Genomic DNA, 21,356 nt, shown 5'->3' with positions numbered 1-21,356 from the left:
CATTGATCTCCAAATCAATGATGCGGCGGCCATTTGGACAGTATCCGACCAACAGATCCCATATCACCACGTCGTCGGAAAAGCCCAGGTCTTTTCATCGCTGCGCCTGGCACCGGCCGTTCCAGCACCCTTCGCGGCCCGGCGGGCTGGTTTGCCCGCCAAAGTCGAACCTGAACGCTGGCGTACTGCTACCGGCGTGTGGTCATGGGCTCTCCTCTCCACATGATCGACTCGCAAACTTTCGCAGCGGCCTGCACGGTATGCCAGATGAGCAGCGCTGTGGTCACCGTGCCCACGCCTCCAGGTACCGGGCTGAGCGCGCGCACCTTCGGCTGGACCGACGCCGCGTGCACGTCTCCGACCAGCTGCCCTGCTTCGTCCACGTTTGTGCCCACGTCGATGACCACCGAGGAATCGGCAACTTCTTGGGAGGTAAGCAGGTTGGCACGGCCAACGGCCATGACGGTGATGGCCGCAGGCTTGGTGAAATCGGCCAGCTGCGCAGTTCGCGAATGGCAGATGCTCACTGTGGCATCGCGCTGCAGCAGCAGCTGGGCCAAGGGCTTGCCCACCACGGCCGAGCGACCAACCACGGCCACATGCTGGCCAGCGATTGGAATCCGGTAATGTTCCAGGATTTCAACCACCGAACGCGCGGTGGCGGGGGCAAAGGCGGGTTGTCCTACGCTGAGCCGGCCAAGGCTCAATGGATTGGCTCCATCGATGTCTTTAGCCGGATCGATCAACTGCACCAGGGCCGCGGTATCCACGCCTTCGGGCAACGGAGTCTGGAGAATGATCCCGTGCACGGATTCGTCTTCATTCAGGGCCGTGATTGCCGCCGCGAGCTGATCCTGATCAGCTTCAGGCATCTGGAGCACCTGGCATTCAACGCCCTGCTGAGCTGCGGCCCGCTCGATGGAGCGCACGTACCACGCGGTGGCTTCATTCTCCGTGGCCAGCAGAACGGCAACCTTGGCCTTGAAGCCGTCGCGGTTCAGATTTTCAACCATGTGGGCGGTCTTGGCGCGGATCTCGTCAGCCACCGGTTTTCCGCTCAAGCGCCGAGCCGTCATGCCGAGACCGCCGAACGAACTGCTGCGCTGAGCTCTTCTGCGTGGTTGATCATTTCGCTTGCCTTGGTGGTGGCTTGGCCCAGCCGTTCGCGCTCAGTTTCGTCCTTGATGGCAGCGATGTTCATTTCCAAGGTGGCCAAAGCGGTGCCCAGCGCAGCACGGGCCGACTCCGCCGCGGCAGCCACGTCGCTGCAGACCGAGCGGTTGCCAATAGGCAGCAGTTCCTGGGCCAGCGTGATGGCTGCGGATGCCAGGTCAACGGTCGATACCAGCGGCGCCGCAGCTTCGATGGTGGCATGGCGGATGGCTTCGCGGCGGCTGGCCTTCTGCTCTTCGGTGTCCTTGGGCAGGGCGTAGGCTGCACTGAGCAGGCCGAAAAGCCGCTCATCTTCCTGGGCCGCAAACAGCGCTTCGCGCATCAGCTGCTTTGCATTTTTGGCGATGAGCTGCGCTTGCTCTTCGACCTCGGCATACCGTGGGCCGGAGGTGAACTCGGCAACCATGGACACCAGTGCCGCAGCCTGCGCGGCGTGCAGCGCGGCCGCCGCACCGCCCCCGGGCGCCGGGGCTCTTGAGGCGAGGCGCTCAAGATAGCTGGTGACGGTTTCGGTAGTGATCATGGGAATTTTTCCTCGCTCAGAATTCGCGACAAGACAGTCCAAGGCCAAGGGAAGTCGGCGAGCTTCAGCAGCGCTTCAGCTTGCCAGCATGTGGGAGGCGGGAAAAATTCATCAGCCCATTCCGCTTAGTATCCACTTGGTATATCAGTTTATATTGAAGCCTAGAACACCACCAGAGTCGGGTCAAGGTTTTTCTGCCCGCCCGTCGCATCGGGTATTTTTCGGCGCGTTCGATAAGCAGGGAGGCGAGGCCCGCGGATTAGCTGCTCGCGCTATTCAATCCAGGTCTTGCCCATGTCGACAAGCAGCGTCTGGAACGCATTTTCCGCCGGCGCGCGGACTCGATCGCGGCGCTGGGCCAGAACGACGCTTCTGGCCGCCGCGCCCGGGCCCAATGAAAGGATCTTGACCCCCGGGTGCGGATTCATGACGGCCGACTGCGGGGCCAACGCGATGCCCAAGCCCACGGACACCATGGCCTGGGCTTCCTGGTAGTCATTGGCCTGGAAGGAAATCTTCGGCGAGAATCCAGCGGCGTTGCACGAACGCTCCAAGAGCTCTGCCACAGGATGCATATTGGCCCTGACGATCCACTGCTCGCTCGCGGTGGCAGCCATATCCACCTCTTCGAATTGCGCTAGCGGGTGATCCGCTCCTACCACCAGCACCGTTGGCTCGGTGAAGAGCGTGGTGAGTTCAAAGTCGGCCCGGTCCAACGGCATCCATTCGTATTCCCAGAGCAGGCCGAGCGAGATTTCTCCGCGCGACAGCAGTCCCATCAGCTCCTGCAAACGGGTACTGCGCACATCCAGCTTGATCGAGGGATAGAGCTTCCGGAACTTGCTAATCACCAAGGGCAGGAAGGAACTGCCGAGGGTGGGAAACGTGCCCAGGCTCAGGCTGCCGCTTTTCAGTCCCGCCAGCTGGTCCAGGTCGGCAATCGCCGCGTCCATCTGCCGCAAGATCGAGCGGGAATGACCGGCAAGCACGTGCCCGGCATCGGTGGGCACCATGCCTCGGGCGCGGCGCTGCAATAGCGGCTGGCCGACTTCTTCTTCCAGCTTGCGCAATTGCTGCGAAACACCCGACGGGGTGTAGAAAAGCTCATCGGCCGCGGCAGTCACCGATCCGCCCTCGACCACAGCAAGCAAGATTTGCAATCTTTTTATATCAAGCACAGCGGAATCCTTTAGTGGAACTTAACTATATTTCAGAAAGCTTACACTTCATGGATTCTCTTGGATACATTGAGCAGTTCCAGAAACCCTTTCGCTTCCCCGCGTCGCTTGGAATAAGAATCCTGCCCGTGATCTCAATGATTTAAGTATCGCTTAAGTCTAATGAATTTCTTGTAACTACTAATAAAGTGACTCTTCACGGATTATCGATAGCAGGTTACGTGTCGGCGATCACATCTATCGGCGGCTCGCGGTTCTCGATAGATTGGTTCAGCCCAATGAAACACACAATTAAGGCGACTTGGATGCGCGGGGGTACCAGCAAATGCTGGGTCTTCGAGCGAAGCGAACTCGACGTCCCGGGATTCACCACCGATGAAGTCCTGCTGCGGCTTTTCGGTTCCCCTGACCCACGCCAAATTGATGGAGTCGGCGGTGGCAGCTCAACGACGAGCAAAGCGGTGATCCTGGGCCCCAGCGACGAGCCCGGCATCGATGTCGAGTACACTTTCGCCCAGGTCGGCATCGACCAAGCGGTCGTCGACTGGGGAAGCAATTGCGGAAACTGCTCGGCAGTCATCGCGCCCTACGCGCTCAAGCGGGGCTGGGTGGAACCAGAGGACGGCATCCTCACCGTGCGCATCCGCAACACCAACACCGGGCAGATCCTCATTGAGCGGATGAACCTCGACGGCTCCGAAGCCGAAGCATTCATCCCCGGCGTGCCATTCCCCGGGCAAGCCGTGGACATCGGATTCCTTGATCCGGCAGGAGCCACCACGGGTGCGCTGTTCCCAGATGGCAAGGAACTATCTACGCTGAGCGTGGAAGATGAGGACCCGCGTACCCGCAGCGATATCACGGCAACGCTCATCGATGCAGGCGCCCCGGTAGTCATCATCGATGCGCAGACCGCAGGACTGGGCACGGCGGACTTCCGCCAGTGGCCCACCGCGTGCACGGCCGAAATGCCGCGGCTGGAGCGCATCCGCCGTGCCGGCGCCGTGGCCATGGGCTTGGCCAAGACAGAAGAGGACGCCCAGCGGGCCATTCCGAAGCTTGCCATTGTGGCCCCTGCCGAATCTGGCAGCGATGCCGACATCAAGGTCATGATGCTCTCGATGGGAGCACCTCATCCAGCCCTGGCCATCACCGGCAGCGTCGCACTGACCCTGGGCGCGCACCATCCCGGAACGCTGATCGCCCAACAGCTGGCCAGCGCCCCGGACGGCGAGTTGCGCCTGCAGACCCCGGCCGGGCTGATCACCACCTGGCAACGCCAGATCGACGGGCAGCTGGCCGTGGGCACCTCACGCACCGCCCGAGAACTGGCTGATGCGACCCTCAGCTTCGATCCGGCCGGCGAGCGCACGGAGAATCCGGCCGTCATCCTGGCCCAGGGCACTGGGCTGGACGAGCAGCAGCTGGAGCCGGACCCTCCACCCCACGGCCGGCGCACCGTTTTCGCCTCCGTGGCGGCCTTCGCGGTGCTCGGGCTCGGCGCCACCCTGGTGGGCGGCGGGCTCTTGAACCCACCAGCTACCACGGCCGACGGCGATTACGCCGGGGAAACCCTGGAGGTGGTGATCCCTCTGGCTGAAGGCGGCGGCACCGACACCTGGGCACGCTTCGTAGGCCAGGAACTGGTCCACGACATTCCCGGGGAACCGGGCTTCGCCCCGATCAACGATGCCGGAGGCGAAGGCATCACCGGCAGCAACCGCTTCGCCTCCTCGGCCGCCGATGACGGCACCGAACTGCTGGTGAGCACCGCGACCACCGTGGTGCCCTGGGTGCTGGACCGCCATGTGGTGAAGTATTCCTTCGAGGACCTCGAGCCGGTGCTGGTCAACGGCACCGGCGGGGTGATTTACGCCCGCACCGCTGCCGGGGTCAAGAGTACCCGGGACCTGATCGACCGCAAGAAGCCCCTGGTCTTCGGCGGCATCTCGGCCACCGGCCTGGATTTGACCACCCTGGTCGCCTTCGACCTGCTCGAAGCCGACATCACGGCGACCTTCGGCTTCGAGGGACGTGGACCGGTGAACCTGGCCTTGCAACGCGGCGAGGTGGACATCGACTACTCGACCACCTCCTCCTACCACTCAGCGGTCGAGCCAATCGCCAAGGAAGGCTCCGCCACGGTGCTGATGTCCTTCGGCCAGCTCGATGAGCACGGTGAGGTCGTGCGGGACCCGAACTTCCCGGATGCCCCCACCGTGGTGGAGGTGTACAAGGACCTGCATGGCAAGGAGCCAAGCGGGCCGAAATTGGAGGCCTACAAGACATTGCTGGGTTTGACCTACACCTACCAGAAGGGCCTGTGGGCACCGAAGGATGCCCCGGAAGAAGCCGTGGACCTGCTGCGTGATTCGGCCCATGAGCTTTCGGGCGACGAGGAGTTCAACAAGAAGGCGGCCGAGGTGCTCGGCGGCTACCCGATCGTCGCTGATGAGAACCTGTCCCAGCGCGTCAAGGACGCCTACACCGTGACCGACGAGACCAAGGGCTATGTCACCGCATTGCTCAAGGACTCCTACGGCATCGAATTAGATTAAGGAGGCACGACAATGCTGGATTCCGCACTGGCCGCATTGGCCTCGCTGACCGATCCGGGCATGCTGCTCATGCTGCTGATCGGCGTTATCTCGGGCCTTGTCATGGGCCTGATCCCGGGACTGGGCGGCACCGCAGCCGTTGCGATCCTGCTGCCTGTGACCTTCGGCATGGAACCGGCCTCCGCGCTGGCCCTGCTGATCGGCGCCCTGGCCGTGGTTCACACCTCGGACACCGTCTCGGCGGTGCTGCTCGGCGCACCGGGCTCGGCCTCGGCCTCGGTCACCATGCTCGACGGCTACGCGATGGCCCGCAAGGGCCAAGCCAAGCGCGCCCTGTCCCTGGCCTTCCTCTCGTCCATGGCCGGCGGCATCATCGGCGCCATCGGCCTGACCCTGGCCATCCCGCTGGCCCGGCCATTGGTGCTCTCCTTCGCCAGCCCGGAGTTGTTCATGCTCACGGTGCTCGGCGTCGCGTTGGCCGCAGTGCTCTCGCGCGGCAACGTGATCAAGGGGCTGACCGCCGGCCTGGCCGGCCTGCTGGTGGGCATGATCGGCACCGCGCCGACCACCGCCGAGGAGCGCTTCACCTTCGGTTCGCTGTTCCTCGGCGACGGGTTGTCCCTGGTGGCCGTGGCACTGGGCATCTTCGGCCTGGCCGAGATCGCCTCGCGCGCCAGCCAGCGCCGCGGCGACAAGCAGTCGGTGGAAGTCACCGGCGGCTGGGGCTCGGGCATCCGCGAATGGCTCACCCACTGGTCGCAGGTGCTGCGCGGCGGGCTGATCGGCATCTGGGCCGGGGTGCTGCCCGGCGTGGGCGCCACCGCTGGCACCTGGCTGGCCTACGGCCAGGCCGTCGCGACCGCCAAGGACAAGCGCAAGTTCGGCAAGGGCGACCCGCGCGGCATCGTCGGCCCGGAAAGCGCCAACAACTCGGTGGAAGCCGGCGACCTGATCCCCACCTTCCTCTTCGGCATTCCCGGCGGCGTGCCCTCGGCGATGCTGCTGGGCATGCTGCTGACCTACGGCATCCAGCCAGGCCCGAGCATCATCAACGAACACCTGGACCTGATGTACATGATCATCTGGGCTTTCGCCATCGCTTCGGTCCTCGGCGCGCTGTTCTGCTTCATGACGGTCCGCCCGCTTTCCTCGCTGACCAAGGTCCCGTTCTCCATCCTCGCCGCCGGCCTGGTGGTGATCATGCTGCTCGGTTCCTTCCAGGAAGGCGGACAGCTTGGGGACCTGTGGATCATGCTGCTGCTCGGTGTGGCCGGATGGGTCTTGAAGTCCACCGGATTCCCGCGTGCGCCCTTCTTGATCGGCTTTGTGCTGGCCATCCCGATGGAACGCTACTATTTCCTGACCGACAGCCTGTACGAGGGCTTCGACTGGATGCTGCGCCCGGGCACGATGGTGTTCATCGCCATCCTGGTGCTGCCGATCCTCTGGAATATCTTCAAGTGGTTCCGTGCTCGCCGCCAGCTCGGCGCGGATGATGACCCGAAGTCCGACAGCGCCCCGGATGCCGAGGCCCCGTTGAAGAACTCTGTCTGGTCGCTGAGTGCAGCTGCCGTCCTGCTGCTGGTCTTTGCCGGCTCGCTGGTGCTCTCTGCCAGCTACTCGCCCGATGCCAAGCTGGTTCCGCAACTGGTCGGCTGGGTCGGGGTCATCATGTCCCTGGTCCTGCTGGTCACAGAGCTGCGAACCCGGAAGCTGGCCGCGGCTGCTTCGAATCGGGTATCCGTTGATGCCACCGCGTACTTGGCCGGCCAGGCGGCAATCCCTGCGAATGCCGCCGCAGCCCACGGCGGTCCGGATTCCCCGGGCCGGCATGCGACGCCTACCGGCGGGGACACGGCTTCAACGGCTCCTCCCGGTGGCCCGATCAAGGGAATGACGGGTGCCGCGGCCGCAACCGGCGGCGCTGCGTGGGGCCCGAAGTGGACCGCCGATGCTTCCTTTGCACTGCGCACCTTTGCCTGGATGGCCGGGTTCCTCGTCCTGACCGCCTTGCTGGGCTATCTCGCGGCCATCTCGATTTTCCTCCCGGCCTTCCTGCTGATCGTGGCTCGCGCCAGAATCAAGACCACCATCATCTACACCCTGGTGTTCTTCGTCCTGATGTTGGCGCTGCCTTCCCTGCTACCCATCGATCTGCCCCAGGGCCTGCTGGCCTCGTGGCTCTGATCCGATTTTCACCTAGGAGAATTCCATGGCAATCCTCGCTTGTTTCAGCGCTACCCCAGCCGGAAAGGCTGCCATACGACGGGCATTGGCCGAAGCCCATAAGGCCCAGGACTCGTTGCTGATCGCTAACCTCGACAGGGAACCGATCTCTGAGGCGAGCCTTGGCATCGACTTGAATGCCCTGCTCGACTTCGGTGTCCCCCTGCAAATCCTGCCGCAGTCCGGAACCGTCCATGATCCCGCCGACTTTGTTCTCCAGGCCGAACAGGACCATCAGGTCACCCTGATTGTCCTGGGATTGCGCAAGCGCTCCCGGGTGGGAAAGCTGCTGATGGGAAGCATCGCGCAGCGCATCCTCATCGAGGCCGACTGCCCGGTGCTGGCGGTGAAGGCCCAGGACTGAGCCGGCATCACCCGGAAAATAATCCATATCCGCGTCAAGGTTCCGCGCCTTTCCGGTTTCATCCGGAAAGGCGCGGAACCTGCGCGTTGGATTCCGGAATGCTGGTGATCGAGGAGACAAGAACTCGTCAACAAACTTGTACAAGTTAATTGTATTCTATAGCTATGCAATATTCCCCAGAGAACCCCGACCTGCCGCAGCTGCTCTTTGACGCGCTATCCCCCCTGCTCAACCTCATGCACTCGGCACGCACCATCTCTCCGGGAAAAATCGGCATTCTGCGGACCCTCGCGGCAGAAGAGCACGTCAGCGCAACGCAGTTAAGCCGCGCGATCGGAGTAAGCCAGCAGGCCATCTCGCTGTCCACCAAGGAACTGGAATCGCTGGGGTTAATCGAGCGGCGCAAGGATGAATCCGATCGCCGCAAGCTGTGGTTCCACCTGACCGAGGCCGGTCATCGGAAGTTGGAATCCGAAGTCGAAATGGGCCGCCAAGCACTCAAAAACGCGATCGGCAACGAGCTGTCCGCCGAGGAGCTCAAGCTCATCCACCATGCCCTTCCGGCGCTGGCCAAGATCAGCAAGGCGGCCAACTGATGACCAGCGCAACCACCCGCAACGTGCTGCTTCCCGCATTGGTTTTTGCCGCGTTGGCCACCGCCATCGTTTCCTCCTTGGGCATGCTGCTGGTCCCTTCGATTGCTTCCCAATTCAATGTCGACGTGGCTACCGCCCAGTGGATGCTCACGGTTAACTTGCTCGCCGGTGCCGTCGCCACGCCGATTCTGGGTCGATTGAGCGACGGGCCGCACAAAAAGCGGCTGTTGCTGGTTTCCCTGGGCATCATGTTCATCGGATCGGTGCTGGCTGCCGCGGCGCAGAACTTCGAATTGTTCTTGGTCGGCCGGGCCCTGCAAGGCCTGTCCTACGGCATCGTTCCGATTACGATCTCCATCGCCCGCCGCTATGTAGAACAGGGCAAGATCCAGCCAGCCATATCAACCCTCTCGGTAACGGTCGCCTCGGGAATCGGCATTGGCTACCCGCTGACCGGAATCATTGCCGGGCTTTTCGACTACAGTTTTGCGTTCTGGTTTGGCGCCGCCTTTGTGCTGGCAACCATCATCGTGGTCTGGAAAGTCGTCCCGGCCGGTCCCGATTCGCAAGCCGAATCCCGCCCCTTTGATTACCTGGGCACCCTGCTGCTGACCCTCGGACTGGGGTCCTTGCTGCTGGCCATCTCGGAAGGCCCCAAATGGGGCTGGGGCTCGACACCGATCCTGGCATTGCTCGTCTTTGCCTCCATCATCTTGGCGGTGTGGGTCCTGGTCGAGAGCAAGCTGGAACATCCGCTGATCAACCTCCGCACGCTCAAGCAGGGCGAAGTGCTCCTGGCCAATATCTCAGCAATTGCGCTCGGTGCAGCCCTGTATATCGGCATGTCCGTTTCATCCCTCGTTGCCCAGGCTGATGAATCCACCGGATACGGGCTGGCATTGCCCGTATTCTCGGCCGGCTTTGTGATTTTCCCGCTTTCGGTGGGAAGCTTCGCGGCCAACAGGATCGTGCGCACCCTGGCCAAGAAGGCCGGCATTCAAATCATGCTGCCCATTGGCGCCATCATCATGTCCTTGGCTGGAACGCTGTTGTGGCTGCTGCATTCCGAGTTATGGGAGATCCTGATCAGCATGCTGGTCTTCGGTCTTGGCATGGGTGCCAGCTATGCAGCCATGCCAGCACTGATTGCGCGCAGCGTTGCCGTGAAGGAATTGGGCAGCTCGGTGAGCTTCAACCAGGTGCTGCGCACCGTCGGCTCCTCATTTGGCACTGCAATTTCCTCGGCCATCCTTGCCACCCATGCTGGTTTCAATGGCGAAGCCACCCCGAGCGGCATCAACATGACCTTCATGCTCGGAGCGATGCTGTGCATCGCGCTGGGTGCAGCGCTGCTGATCAATTCCGCCATCCGCACCTCGCGAACCACCTACTCGGCTCCGCTGCAAGTCGATTGAAGGAGCCGGGCCCAAGCATGCAGAAGGGAGGGAAGATCCGGCGGGCCTTCCCTCCCTTCGCCTAGTTCCAGCTCGGCTTAGAGTTCTACGACCTCGAACTCCATCAAATCCGCGCCCTGCGCTACAGGCTTCTTGCCCTCGCTGCCGGAGTGGGCGGCGCCCGAACGCTGGTCTCGCCAGTTCTCGAAGTCCTCGCGTGTGGCCCACTGCGTATATACGAAGTAGCGGTCCTCGCCACTGACCGGGCGAAGCAGCTTGAAACCTTCGAAGCCTGGCGAGGAGTCTACCGACTGCTTGCGTGCCGCGAAGCGCTTCTCAAGCTCTTCTCCGGCCTGCGCGGGAACCGACAGTGCATTGATGACGACAATCGACATGGATAGCCTTTCGTGATTGCGCTTCACCGTGGTGGAAGCTTCTGAACCCAGCCTACGCCCGAATTTTCTGCTCCTGCATTTCATGGCGAAGTACAACAAATGCCGTGCTCCACTGCCTGCTAGTCGGCGTAGTCTTCGGGCCAGCAGATTTCGAATCTTTCCAGGATCAGTTCGCCGCCAGGTGCTTGAGTATCTTCTGGGGACCACTGGCGGCCAATGGATTTTTGCGTGCGGCGCCAGAACTTTTCATGCTCGCGCCGCCAGTAGGCCAGGCTCAAATCCCCTTCGCCTTCAGCGGCGGCGAACTGCTCATCAACTTCGTAGAAGCTGGCACGGTCCACGCTGGTAATCCGCAAGATTGCCCGGGGCTCCCCCGCTCCGTTGCAGATGATGCAGTGGTCTTCCGGCTGTGGAACGCGCTCGCCATAATAGGCATACTCGCTGGCCAGTGATGACGTGGCTCTTTTGGTTCCATGCAGAATCTCGTTCAAGAGCTCATCGGCCAGCGCAGGGTGATCACCGAATGATTCTGCGACATGATGCGGGGCCTCGTCCTCGCTGATACCTCGACTTGCCAAGTAGTCGTCCCACATGGCCGCAGCCGCTTGGCCATTAACCGGCGGCAGTTCTTGAACAGTATTTTCGGTCATGCCTTGATCCTAAGGCGTTGAGGCCAGGAACACGTATCCGGCAAATGCACGTCGCTAAAACTGTGGTGAAGGAAAAATTCCGTCAATTGCCAGGGTCAAACTTGCCCAGTGCCGGCTCGGACTTGCGAATCGCGCCAAGCATCGAGTGCACTTCACGGGTTGGGGCACCGTGATCCGGATCAGGCTCAGCAGCCGTGGTGCTGGGTTGAGCGGCCGCTTCAACATCTGCTTTCTCGACCTTGGTCCCTCTAGTCTTGCGCAGGTGCAGGTAGGTCTTGATGCCAAAACCGATCAGGACAGTCAGGAGAATGACTACACAGATCAATGAAGTGGACAAGACTTCGCCAAAGGATAGATCACTGATTTCCTTGGTCACCAGCGAGGGGGCAGAGTTCGCGTCCATACCTGTTCCTGTCATCGAAAGTAACTGCAGCGCTATCCCCATAGGCTTCCACCCTAAGCCGTGATTGACGGGCGAATCATGGTTCTCAGCTAATTGATATGGGTTCGTTACGCAAAGCCCATGTGCCAAGTGCTGGATATGGCAATGCTCCTCCCGATTCACGGCGTTATCCGTGAATCGGGAGGAGCATTGAACAGCAGAAGGCTAGTTCTCCTTGCGGATCAGCCCACCGCGCGGGGTCTGGAATTCAGCGGCATATCCGCAATCGACGGCCATCAATTGCATGCCGCGCAGCACGAGACCAATAAGTGCTGTCGCAGTTGGTGCCTCTGGTTGAAAGTACTATGCATCCGGCAGCTTTATGCCAGATGACATGGTTATGGCGCGGGGCACACCCGAAATTGGTGAACCGGTGCCCCGCGCCAAAACAGTTGTGCGTGTCCAGGTAGTGACGACTAACCTTTAGGCACTCACGGTGACATTTGCGCCGAGCGGCACCAACGCGGTTGGTGCATCTTCGGCGGTCAATGCCAGATCTTCAAACTCGTTCACAGCGTCCAGGGCTGCGCCCATGGCGATGTTGGTGACCTTCTCCAGGATGACCTCGACCACCACTGGCACCTGGAACTCTTCGGCCAGGCGCTGCGCCTCGGCGAAGCCGTCGGCCAGCTTGGCCGGATCCTCGACACGCACGGCCTTGCAGCCCAGGCCTTCGGCAACCTTGACGTGGTCCACGCCGTAGCCGTTGGTTTCCGGAGAGTTGATGTTGTCGAAGCCCAGCTGCACGTGGTAATCCATCTCGAAGCCGCGCTGCGACTGGCGGATCAGGCCCAGGTAGGAGTTGTTCACCACGACGTGCACATAGGGCAGCTTGAACTGCGCGCCCACGGCCAGCTCTTCGATCATGAACTGGAAGTCGTAGTCGCCGGAGAGCGCGACGACCTTCTGACCTGGCTTGCCGCGCACTACGCCCAGCGCTGCCGGACCGGTCCAGCCCAGCGGGCCAGCCTGTCCCGCGTTGATCCAGCGGCGCGGGCCGAAGACGTGCAGCATCTGCGCGCCGGCGATCTGCGACAGGCCGATGGTGGACACGTAGGTGGTGTCGCGGTCGAAGGCCGCGTTCATTTCCTGGTACACGCGCTGCGGCTTGATCGGGATGTTATCGAAGTTGGTCTTGCGGTGCTCGGTGCCCTTTCGTGCCGAAGCCGAATCGGCCCACGCGCTGTAGTCAGGCAGGGCGCCTGCGGCCTTGCGCTCGCGCACCACCTCCAGGATGGCGTCGATCGCGGCGGCCGCATCCGAGGTAATCCCCAGATCCGGCGAGAAGACGCGGCCGATCTGGGTCGGCTCGATGTCCACGTGGATGAACTTGCGTCCCGCGCGGTACACGTCCAGGGCGCCGGTGTGGCGGTTGGCCCAGCGGTTCCCCAGGCCCAGCACCACATCGGATTCCAGGAAGGTGGCGTTGCCGTACTTGGTGTGGGTCTGGATGCCGATCATGCCCGCCTGCAGGCGGTGGTCATCGGCGATCGCGCCCCAGCCCATCAGGGTCGGGGAAACCGGGATGTTCAACTCTTCGGCCAGCTCGACGAGCTGATCCGAGGCGTTGGCGTTGATCACGCCGCCGCCGGCGATGATCAGCGGCTTCTGGCCGCTGAGCAGCAGGTCGACGATTTTCTCCGCCTGGCCGCGGGTGGCCTTCGGCTTGTCCACTGGCAATGGCTCGTAAGCGTCGATGTCGAAGTCGATCTCGGCCATCTGCACGTTGATCGGCAGATCAAGCAGCACAGGGCCCGGACGCGAGGAGCGCATGATCTGGAAGGCCTTGGCGAAGGTGCCCGGAACCAGGCCGGGCTCCAGGATGGTGGAGGCGTACTTGGTCACCGGCTTGGCGATGGACTCGATGTCCACGGCCTGGAAGTCTTCCTTGTGCAGCACGCTGGTCGGCGCCTGTCCGGTGATGCACAGCATCGGGATGGAGTCCGCGATGGCGGCATAGAGGCCGGTGATCATGTCGGTGCCAGCAGGACCCGAGGTGCCCAGGCACAGCCCGATCTTGCCGGTGGCCCGCGAGTAGCCGTCGGCCGCATGCGATGCGCCTTCGACGTGGCGGTGCAGGGTGTGGCGGATGCCGCCATGGTCCTTCATCGCCGAATACAGCGGATTGATGGCTGCTCCTGGCAGGCCGAAGGCCTCGGTGGCACCCTCTTTTTCCAGGATCTGTACGATGGCATCAACTGCGCGCATCTTTGGCATGTCAAACACGTCCTTTAGGAAGAACAAGCAAGCTGTTCATGGGTAGCTGGGAAGAAAAGTTATTAAGTACCTGCGGCGGGCGGCGCGGCGCATGAGTCACCACAACGCCTGCTCCTTGAGCACCAGATACTGGTAACGGGCAGGAACGGGGCCCTCACGCACCGCCGGCGGTGCCGGCCGCGGCCAACTGAGCACTGAAAGCCGGGACCGGCGCCCGCATGGCGGTCATTGCGTGCCGTGATCTGAGGAGCAGGCGCTACCAGCGCCGCCCGCCGCAGGAAGTTGCGGGAAAACTAGGCAGGAACCGGCGCTTCGACCTTGCCGGACAGGCGCTGGACGCCGCGGAAGAGGCCCGAGTGGTCCAGCGCTCCGTCTCCGGAAGCCACGGTGGAGGTCACCAGCTGGGCCACGAGTGCGCCAAGCGGCAGAACCACTCCGGCTTCGCGGGCGGCAGAGGTCACGATGCCCATGTCCTTGTTGTGCAGGGCCAGGCGGAAGCCCGGGGCAAATTCGCGGTCCAGGATCTTCTGGGCCTTCTGGTCCAGGACCTTGGAGCCGGCCAGGCCGCCGCCGAGGACCTTGATGGCCGAGTCGGTGTCAACTCCGTAGGCCTCGAGGAAGACCACTGCTTCGCTCAGCGCCTGGATGTTGGCGGCAACGATCAGCTGGTTGGCGGCCTTCACCGTCTGGCCCGAGCCCGAGGGGCCAACCAGAACGATGGTCTTGCCCACTGCCTCGAGCACCGGCTTGGCCGCCTCGAAGTCGGCAGCTTCTGCGCCGACCATGATGGACAGCACGCCTTCGATGGCGCCGGCTTCGCCGCCGGAGACCGGGGCGTCCAGCGGACGGAGGCCTGCTTCACGGGCCAGGTTGGACAGGTTCACTGCGACGTCCGGGCGGATCGAGGAGTTATCGATCCACAGGGCGCCGGGCTTGGCGTTGGCGAAAACGCCCTCGGCGCCGGTGGCAACTGCTTCCACGTCCGGGGAATCCGGAACCATGGTGATCACGACGTCTGCGTCCTTGACGGCTTCGGCGATCGAGCCGGCACCCTTGCCGCCGGCGGCGACCAGCGCGTCGATGGCCTTCTGGCTGCGGTTGAAACCGGTGACGGTGAAGCCGGCGTTGACCAGGTTCTTCGCCATCGGCAGGCCCATGATGCCTAGGCCGATGAATGCAACGTTCTGCGACATGTCTTTCTCCAAAAATCTAGGTGGTGCGGATGCTTAGGCGTTGGCGGAGGCGGTCTTGAGCCACTCGAAGGCGGTGGCCCGATCCTGCTTGTATTCCAGGGCGACCTTGCCGGTGTAGCCCAGTTCGACCGAGCGGTTGATCCAGTCGAACAGCGGCAGGTTGCCGGTGCCCGGTGCGCCACGGCCCGGTGCGTCGGCGATCTGGATGTGGCCGAAGTCCTTGGCGTGGGATTCGATCACCGCGGCGACATCGTCGCCATTGACGGCCAGGTGGTAGAAGTCTGCCAGCAGTGCGATATTGCCCTTGCCCTCGGCCTTGACGGCGTCGACGACCTTCAGCGCGTCGGCGGCGGTCTTCAGCGGGTAGGCCTCGGTGCCGGAGACCGGCTCGATCAGCACGGTGCCGCCGATCTTGGCGACGCCCTCGGTAGCCACAAGCAGGTTCGTCAGCCCCAGCTCGTCTTGCTCCTCGGGGGTGTAGTCCTCAAGGCGGTTGCCGTACAGGGCATTGAAGGAGGTGCAGCCGGTGGCTTCGCCGATGGCGGCCACAACCGCGACGTTGTCCTTGAATTCGCTGCAGCGTCCCTTCCAGGAAACCAGGCCCCGGTCCCCTTCGGGCATGTTGCCGGCGAAGAAGTTCAGGCCGTCGAGCTGGACGCCTGCATTCTTGAGCGAGTCGATGAACTCGTCGACCTGCTTGTCTGCGGGAACGGCTTCGGCAAAGGGCCACCAGAATTCGACGCTGTCGAATCCTGCCTGGCGTGCTGCCTCAGCGCGCTGGAGCAGCGGCAGTTCAGTTAGAAGAATCGAGCAATTCAGAGTGTAGGACACCGGATTTCCCTCCAAGACCACGTTCCTAATTTTCCGCTTTATGGAAATTAGGTTTTGCTTTATGAAAACACTAAGTCCCCGGGCGAAGGGCTGTCAACCCTTGCGGGCGACTTCTTGGCCGACCCGGCGCATCGCACCAATGCCCGCATGGTTCCGCTATCGATCGAGTAACTTTTGCTTAATATGCGAAACTCAATCGTCAGAAGCGGATCCATGGGGAATCCGGCAAGGCCTTGACATGGCAAATGGGTTTCACTGGCATTTCCGCTATATGAAATCCGGATTTTCTATTGCGGTAGACGCCCTGGAGACTTACAGTTGTTGTGCAGGTGATGTGGCACACATCTCGGAGTGAATTTTTCTAGCTCAGGAGCAGCCATGAGCGCACGACACATAGGCAGTCCAGCAGGACGCCCAAACTGGCAACAGCCGTTTGCCATTCAGCCAGTTGTTGGCACCCCTTCGGAGTTCTACCGGAACTTCGGCCAGCCGATCTATCCGTAGCGCGTGCTCCGGTCCCCTTGAAGCGGACCCACGCATTCCACCGACTACGAATAGACCAGCATGCCGCGAGCATGCGCGCTGACGGCGCACGATACCCCGCCAAATAACACCGGGCCGCATCGTCCTGCCCTCAGCATGCTTCTGAGAAGAGGACCTCACCATGAGGCAAGAAATTTCGGAGCCCAGCTCCGCCGAACCAATCATCGTTTCATCTGCCAGCCAGGGCATTGACCGCTCGAACCCCCACGAGCTCAGCCCCAGCCTGTACAACCAGGACCTGGCGCCCACCACCCGCAAGGGCCGTTCGTGGAACGCCTACAGCATCTTCACGCTGTGGGCCAACGACGTGCACTCGCTGGGCAATTACGCTTTCGCCATCGGGCTCTTCGCCCTGGGCATGAGCGCCGGGCAAATCCTCGGCGCGCTGGCCATCGGCGCCATCCTGCTCTTCGCCCTGCTGAATTTCTCGGGGTTCATGGGCGAAAAGACCGGAGTCCCCTTCCCGGTAATGAGCCGCATTGCCTTCGGCATCAACGGCGCCCAAATCCCGGCCCTCATACGTGGCGCAGTGGCCATCGCCTGGTTCGGAATCCAGACGTACCTGGCCTCGCAGGTGCTCTCGGTCATGGTGATCGCCGTGGCCCCGGGCGCTGCCGGCCTGCAAGATTCCAGCTTCCTGGGGCTGAACACCCTGGGCTGGATCTGTTTCGTGGCGCTTTGGGCCATCCAGCTGGTCATCGTCAGCTACGGCATGGAGATGATCCGCAAATACGAGGCCTTCGCCGGCCCGGTGATTCTGGCGACCTTCTTGGCCCTGGCCATTTGGATGCTCATCGAATCGGGATTCAGCATCTCGCTGAGCACCGGTGAAACCAAGACCGGCGGCGCCATGTGGGCCGCGATGTTCGGCGCCGCCGCGCTGTGGGTCTCCATCTATGGCACCTTCGTCTTGAACTTCTGCGATTTCACCCGCGGGGCCGTCTCCAAGAAATCCATCGTCAAGGGCAATTTCTTCGGCATCCCGTTGAACATGCTGTTCTTCGGCGCCATCGTCGTGGTCCTGACCGGGACCCAGTTCTCCATCAACGGCAAGGTCATCACCTCGCCATCGGATGTTGTCGGAGCAATCCCCAACACCTTCCTGCTGCTGCTGGCCTCGGCCGCGCTGCTGGTGCTGACCATTGCCGTGAACCTGATGGCCAACTTCGTGGCTCCCACCTACGCGCTGACCAACCTGCTCCCGAAGAAGCTGAACTTCCGCAGCGCCGCCATGATCTCCGGCGTCATCGGACTGGTGATCCTGCCGTGGAACCTCTACAACTCCCCGGAAATCATCAACTACTTCCTCGGGGGCCTGGGCGCCTTGCTCGGCCCGCTCTTCGGCATCATCATGGCCGACTACTGGTTGATCCGCAAAGCCCGGATCAACGTCATGGATCTCTACCGGGAGAACCCCGAAGGCACCTACTACTTCACCCGCGGCGTGAACTTCCGTGCCGTTGGCGCGTTGGTGATCAGCTCGGTGATCGCCCTGGTGCTGGCCTTCGTCCCCGCATTGAGCGGCGTCGGCCCGTTTGCCTGGTTCCTTGGATCCGGCGCCGGCGCCCTCGCGTACCTGGCCCTGGCCAAGCGCCAGCACGACCTGGCAGACATCGACGGCGAGCCGATCGCCGTGACCCCAACCCACTAGGAGCGTCATGCGAATCCTTGTTTTGAATGTGAATACCACTGCTTCCATGACCCAGGCCATCGGCGATTCGGCACGGCAGGTCGCGTCGCCGGGCACGGAAATCGTCGAGCTCACCCCGGATTTCGGCGCCGACTCCTGCGAAGGCAACTTCGAGAGCTACCTCGCCGCCATTGCCGTTATGGACAAGGTGGTCCGCTACCCGGAGCCCTTCGACGCAGTGATCCAGGCCGGCTACGGCGAGCACGGGCGCGAAGGCCTGCAGGAACTGCTGGATGTTCCGGTCGTGGACATCACCGAAGCCGCTGCCTCCACCGCGCAATTCCTCGGGCACAAGTACTCCGTGGTGACCACCTTGGACCGTGCTGTGCCCTTGATTGAAGACCGCTTGAAACTCGCGGGCTTGACCGACCGCCTGGCTTCGGTACGGGCCAGCGGCCTGGGCGTCTTGGAATTGGAATCAGATCCCCAGCGTGCCGTGGCCGCCATCGTCGAGCAGTCGCGAATCGCCGTCGAGCAGGACAAGGCCGAAGTCATCTGCCTTGGCTGCGGCGGCATGGCCGAGCTGGAAGAACAGGTCCGCGAAGCCACCGGGGTGCCGATTGTCGATGGTGTCCGCGCGGCGGTGACCATCGCCGAATCGCTGGTGCGGATGGGTCTGAGCACCTCCAAGGTGCGCACCTACGCTCCCCCGCGGCCAAAGACCGTGACCGGCTGGCCGCTGGCCCAGGCAGCTAGCGCAATATAACGCTGTGCCGCCAACGCTGAAGGTCCGCTCCATCAATCAGCATCAAGATGGAGCGGACCTTCTTTCTGCGTCGCGGCGGTTTTCAAGCATGGGATTTCCAAGGTCCTCCTTGCTGGTCGCTTGTCGAGTTCTGGGGCGGGAGGAACGCGATCTTCTGGGCATTGTCGAGCGCCATGTAGGGTGCACCCTTTACGTTCTCCTGGAAGCGGCCTTCGACAATGAAGTACCACCCGCTGAAGTCACTGATACCAGACAGGTTCTTGGCTTGCAGCAGCCCTGCAAGCACCTCCTTTTGGAGTCTGACGGCAGGCTTTTTCTCATTCACGTAGACGGTATCCAGAAAGTATCCTCGTGCGTGGTGGACCTGTCCCCAGAGGATCATCGTGGTGCTCCTGAGTGTGAAGGCATCGACCTGAACACAACCATCGGCGATCGTCGTGCGGGTCCGATCGCTCAGCGTGTTTTCCGCTCATACCTTCGACCCATGGTCTATCATTTCAATATCGGATTGGCTTCGCGGTAGTGCCGCAAAGTTACCGTTATCCCCAATATTCTTAGCTTTGCTCAAGCCTTGACTTCATTGCGCCTGCTCCTAGTAGTTGCCCAAACCACAGACGCAGTTCAACGACTTGCTCAGCATCATTCAAAATTGGAGTACACATTGACTCTATACAGTTGCCTGCCATCACAAGGAAAAACTGCTGTCATCGCTACCTGGCCTGGCGAATACGCCGAATCGCACAGCCTGAAAATCACCACCTTCACCGATTCAACCCAAGCCTCTCGAATTGCAGATAGCCTGACTCGAATGTCAGAATCCATGTGGGACGCAGCGGCTTGGCTTGACGTCTACGATAAAGCTGAAGCACATCTGCAATCGCTCATCCGTGCTTTGCGCGAAACTACGGACGTACCCACGATCAGTGGCCCAATGTTCGAAGGCTGCCGTCACTATGATTCATGGACAGGAAGTGACCTGGCCGAAGGCCTATCTTTCGGTTTTCCCACGGTGGCAAACACCCTCACGCGAGCACAACGTCTTTCAATTGCTGATGAACTAGAGATCGATGCTAGGGCCCGTCAAGAATCGCTTCAGTTATTGCCTACCGGCCATGATCCGGTCGATGCTGACTCTCGCGTCTGGCAGGCGGCGGATATCACGAGGGCGACCAAAATGGGCCTTAACGGCAACTACCTACCGGACGGCTCCGCCGGGTGGTTGGTACGTGTATTCGGCATTGATCACGGACCTGCTGAACGGTGGGGGGCACGGACTTTGATTCACCGGCTTGAACAGCTGGAAGCTGCATCAAAGACAGTCAATGCTCGTGGCGGAGCCGAGTTAGAAACCGGTCTGAGCCTTATGGACCACCTCGTACTGCCGGCGTCTCTCTTCGGAGTCCATCTAGATCATTCCGGAGAAGATGGTCCTAAGATTTCCGAGGAGGTTCACGCTGATGTAGATAAGAGCATCCTTGCCGCAGAGTATCGGAAATATGCTGCGAGCAAAGAGTTTATGCGTGGCGATGCAGTGCTTTACATTAGTCCTGACATCAATATGCGTAACACGGGCCAGTGGGAGCGCAATGTCTTCTCAAAAATAGACATCGAGTTGAGCACAAGAAGTGGGGCCATTTCATTGGCAACTCTGGAAGCAACTGATACTGACGGGTTTGCCGCCGCGCTTGGCGGCTGGGTTTTGAACGCTGAATTCAGAAACTAGCAGCGAAGGCTTTGAAGAGAAGTACTGGGTCCTACTCTCAGCACCCAGGGAAGAGACCGAGTGGCGAAAGGCCCCGACCTGTCCTCGCTACCTGGCTGCCGATGATGGTATGTCCCCGGCGCCTGGCTACAACCGATTCCCTTGGGGTAAAGGAACAGCGGGCCACCATCAGGTGACCCGCTGCGGGAGCGTGCAGGCCACTCGAAAACCCGCAAGGAAAAGAATAGCGTCATCCCACGCGACATGGGAAAAGTGCGCAGCAAAGCACCAGCCAACGCACCAGTTGAAAGCCCCGCAAATCCTGAGTGAGTCTAGAGCTCGGGGCTCAAAGTTCACACATCGTCCGAGTGCCCGAAAGGATGCGGTGTCAGCAAGCTGGCCGCGGCACCTATGTGCCTTGCGGGCGATGGGACTCCCCTCTAGCGCACCGAGGTAGCCCGGATGGTCCGGAAGGCACCACTATCTGAACGCTGAGTGCAAGTAAGACGGCACAGCGCACGGCGAGCGCCCACGGAACAAAGTGCAGTGGTTGTCCTGGCGGGACGTACCTCCAGTGGGATGGAGTCCAGGCAGGTGATGGCTTGCGTGGTCTTCTCTTGCCTCGGCTTAAGGAGCCCGAGGGTCGTACCGTTTGTCTCCCCGAAGGCCAGGGCCCTCACGAAAGGCGCCGGCGGCCGCGCTGCGCGAGGGAAAACCTTTGGATTCCTGCTCTGCACTGGGACCAAATCGACCCCTGATGGTGCCTACTGTGACCGTGCTACTTGGCTGAACAAGAACTGAGGCGGTAGAGCGGGTAACCATGTCGTTGAACTTCCGGCTAGCTTAGCGAGTAGCTCTGACCGAATGGCACTGCTCTGTGCAGCCCTAAACAGCGGAGAACCGAGGTTATTAAAGATTGCTCCTTTTCCTGCGATGATTAAATGTTTCTGGCCATGGCCAACTGGAAAATTTTTC

The 21,356-nt window shown here is 61.6% G+C and carries 19 protein-coding genes; 9 read left to right on the top strand and 10 right to left on the bottom strand.

Translation table 11 applies throughout. The features are described from left to right. Window positions 1-188: 188 nt before the first annotated feature. The 3 genes from ACT7DV_RS07330 to ACT7DV_RS07320 all read right to left on the bottom strand — a co-directional run bounded on the left by ACT7DV_RS07330 (window position 189) and on the right by ACT7DV_RS07320 (window position 2,874). Entirely contained in the window at window positions 189-1,076 is an 888-nt protein-coding gene (locus tag ACT7DV_RS07330) for a bifunctional 5,10-methylenetetrahydrofolate dehydrogenase/5,10-methenyltetrahydrofolate cyclohydrolase (RefSeq protein ID WP_444661578.1), read from the bottom strand. After that, the gene (locus ACT7DV_RS07325; RefSeq protein WP_444661577.1) at window positions 1,073-1,696 is read right to left on the bottom strand and encodes a cyclodeaminase/cyclohydrolase family protein; all 624 of its coding nucleotides are present in this window, start codon (window positions 1,694-1,696) and stop codon (window positions 1,073-1,075) included. Before ACT7DV_RS07325 ends, ACT7DV_RS07330 begins: the two co-directional genes overlap by 4 nt. 272 nt (window positions 1,697-1,968) lie before the next feature. Continuing rightward, on the bottom strand, window positions 1,969-2,874 hold the full coding sequence (locus ACT7DV_RS07320; RefSeq protein WP_444661576.1) for a LysR family transcriptional regulator: 906 nt from the start codon (window positions 2,872-2,874) through the stop codon (window positions 1,969-1,971). Window positions 2,875-3,152: 278 nt separating this feature from the next. On the opposite strand from ACT7DV_RS07320, the gene ACT7DV_RS07315 reads away from it, so the two are divergent. The 5 genes from ACT7DV_RS07315 to ACT7DV_RS07295 all read left to right on the top strand — a co-directional run bounded on the left by ACT7DV_RS07315 (window position 3,153) and on the right by ACT7DV_RS07295 (window position 10,033). After that, window positions 3,153-5,432 (top strand): PrpF domain-containing protein, encoded by a 2,280-nt coding sequence (locus ACT7DV_RS07315; RefSeq protein ID WP_444661575.1) that lies wholly within the window; start codon window positions 3,153-3,155, stop codon window positions 5,430-5,432. 12 nt (window positions 5,433-5,444) lie between these two features. Continuing rightward, on the top strand, window positions 5,445-7,619 hold the full coding sequence (locus ACT7DV_RS07310) for a tripartite tricarboxylate transporter permease (protein WP_444661574.1): 2,175 nt from the start codon (window positions 5,445-5,447) through the stop codon (window positions 7,617-7,619). Between the two features lie 25 nt (window positions 7,620-7,644). Further along, a complete protein-coding gene (locus tag ACT7DV_RS07305) occupies window positions 7,645-8,022 on the top strand; it encodes a universal stress protein (RefSeq protein ID WP_444661573.1) in 378 nt (125 codons plus the stop codon). A 164-nt stretch (window positions 8,023-8,186) separates the two neighbouring features. After that, complete coding sequence (locus tag ACT7DV_RS07300) at window positions 8,187-8,618, top strand: MarR family winged helix-turn-helix transcriptional regulator (protein WP_444661572.1); 432 nt, start codon at window positions 8,187-8,189, stop codon at window positions 8,616-8,618. Then, window positions 8,618-10,033, top strand: coding sequence for an MFS transporter (locus ACT7DV_RS07295; protein ID WP_444661571.1), 1,416 nt, complete (start codon window positions 8,618-8,620; stop codon window positions 10,031-10,033). The genes ACT7DV_RS07300 and ACT7DV_RS07295 overlap by 1 nt, the downstream gene beginning before the upstream one ends. A gap of 77 nt (window positions 10,034-10,110) precedes the next feature. Here the strand turns inward: ACT7DV_RS07295 and ACT7DV_RS07290 are convergent, their stop codons facing one another. From ACT7DV_RS07290 to ACT7DV_RS07265, 6 genes are all read right to left on the bottom strand, one after another. After that, window positions 10,111-10,407 carry an antibiotic biosynthesis monooxygenase family protein gene (locus ACT7DV_RS07290; RefSeq protein WP_444661570.1) on the bottom strand — a complete coding sequence of 99 codons (297 nt, stop codon included), beginning with the start codon at window positions 10,405-10,407 and terminating at the stop codon, window positions 10,111-10,113. A 119-nt stretch (window positions 10,408-10,526) separates the two neighbouring features. After that, window positions 10,527-11,057 carry an ASCH domain-containing protein gene (locus ACT7DV_RS07285; RefSeq protein ID WP_444661569.1) on the bottom strand — a complete coding sequence of 177 codons (531 nt, stop codon included), beginning with the start codon at window positions 11,055-11,057 and terminating at the stop codon, window positions 10,527-10,529. Window positions 11,058-11,139: 82 nt separating this feature from the next. Next, window positions 11,140-11,460: a hypothetical protein gene (locus ACT7DV_RS07280; protein ID WP_444661568.1), complete on the bottom strand. Its 321-nt coding sequence runs from the start codon at window positions 11,458-11,460 to the stop codon at window positions 11,140-11,142. 462 nt (window positions 11,461-11,922) lie between these two features. Further along, complete coding sequence (gene gcl, locus ACT7DV_RS07275; protein ID WP_444661567.1) at window positions 11,923-13,716, bottom strand: glyoxylate carboligase; 1,794 nt, start codon at window positions 13,714-13,716, stop codon at window positions 11,923-11,925. Window positions 13,717-14,009: 293 nt separating this feature from the next. Continuing rightward, entirely contained in the window at window positions 14,010-14,909 is a 900-nt protein-coding gene (locus tag ACT7DV_RS07270; protein WP_444661566.1) for a 2-hydroxy-3-oxopropionate reductase, read from the bottom strand. Window positions 14,910-14,942: 33 nt separating this feature from the next. Then, window positions 14,943-15,740, bottom strand: coding sequence for a hydroxypyruvate isomerase family protein (locus tag ACT7DV_RS07265; RefSeq protein WP_444661565.1), 798 nt, complete (start codon window positions 15,738-15,740; stop codon window positions 14,943-14,945). Window positions 15,741-16,118: 378 nt separating this feature from the next. Between ACT7DV_RS07265 and ACT7DV_RS07260 the strand changes: the two genes are divergently transcribed. From ACT7DV_RS07260 to ACT7DV_RS07250, 3 genes are all read left to right on the top strand, one after another. Beyond that, window positions 16,119-16,244 (top strand): hypothetical protein, encoded by a 126-nt coding sequence (locus tag ACT7DV_RS07260; protein WP_444661564.1) that lies wholly within the window; start codon window positions 16,119-16,121, stop codon window positions 16,242-16,244. A gap of 160 nt (window positions 16,245-16,404) precedes the next feature. Then, complete coding sequence (locus ACT7DV_RS07255; protein ID WP_444661563.1) at window positions 16,405-17,934, top strand: NCS1 family nucleobase:cation symporter-1; 1,530 nt, start codon at window positions 16,405-16,407, stop codon at window positions 17,932-17,934. A gap of 7 nt (window positions 17,935-17,941) precedes the next feature. Further along, window positions 17,942-18,679, top strand: coding sequence for an aspartate/glutamate racemase family protein (locus tag ACT7DV_RS07250; protein WP_444661562.1), 738 nt, complete (start codon window positions 17,942-17,944; stop codon window positions 18,677-18,679). Window positions 18,680-18,761: 82 nt separating this feature from the next. On the opposite strand, the gene ACT7DV_RS07245 is transcribed toward ACT7DV_RS07250, so the two are convergent. Continuing rightward, on the bottom strand, window positions 18,762-19,061 hold the full coding sequence (locus ACT7DV_RS07245) for a hypothetical protein (RefSeq protein WP_444661561.1): 300 nt from the start codon (window positions 19,059-19,061) through the stop codon (window positions 18,762-18,764). Window positions 19,062-19,328: 267 nt separating this feature from the next. Here ACT7DV_RS07245 and ACT7DV_RS07240 point away from each other — a divergent pair, with 267 nt between their 5' ends. Beyond that, entirely contained in the window at window positions 19,329-20,402 is a 1,074-nt protein-coding gene (locus tag ACT7DV_RS07240) for a hypothetical protein (protein WP_444661560.1), read from the top strand. The last annotated feature ends 954 nt before the right edge of the window (window positions 20,403-21,356 follow it).

Source organism: Glutamicibacter sp. TV12E, assembly GCF_052441935.1.
Classification (GTDB): Bacteria; Actinomycetota; Actinomycetes; order Actinomycetales; family Micrococcaceae; genus Glutamicibacter.
Note: the sequence above shows the minus strand (reverse complement) of the source record. Positions and strands in the feature narration are given on the sequence as shown.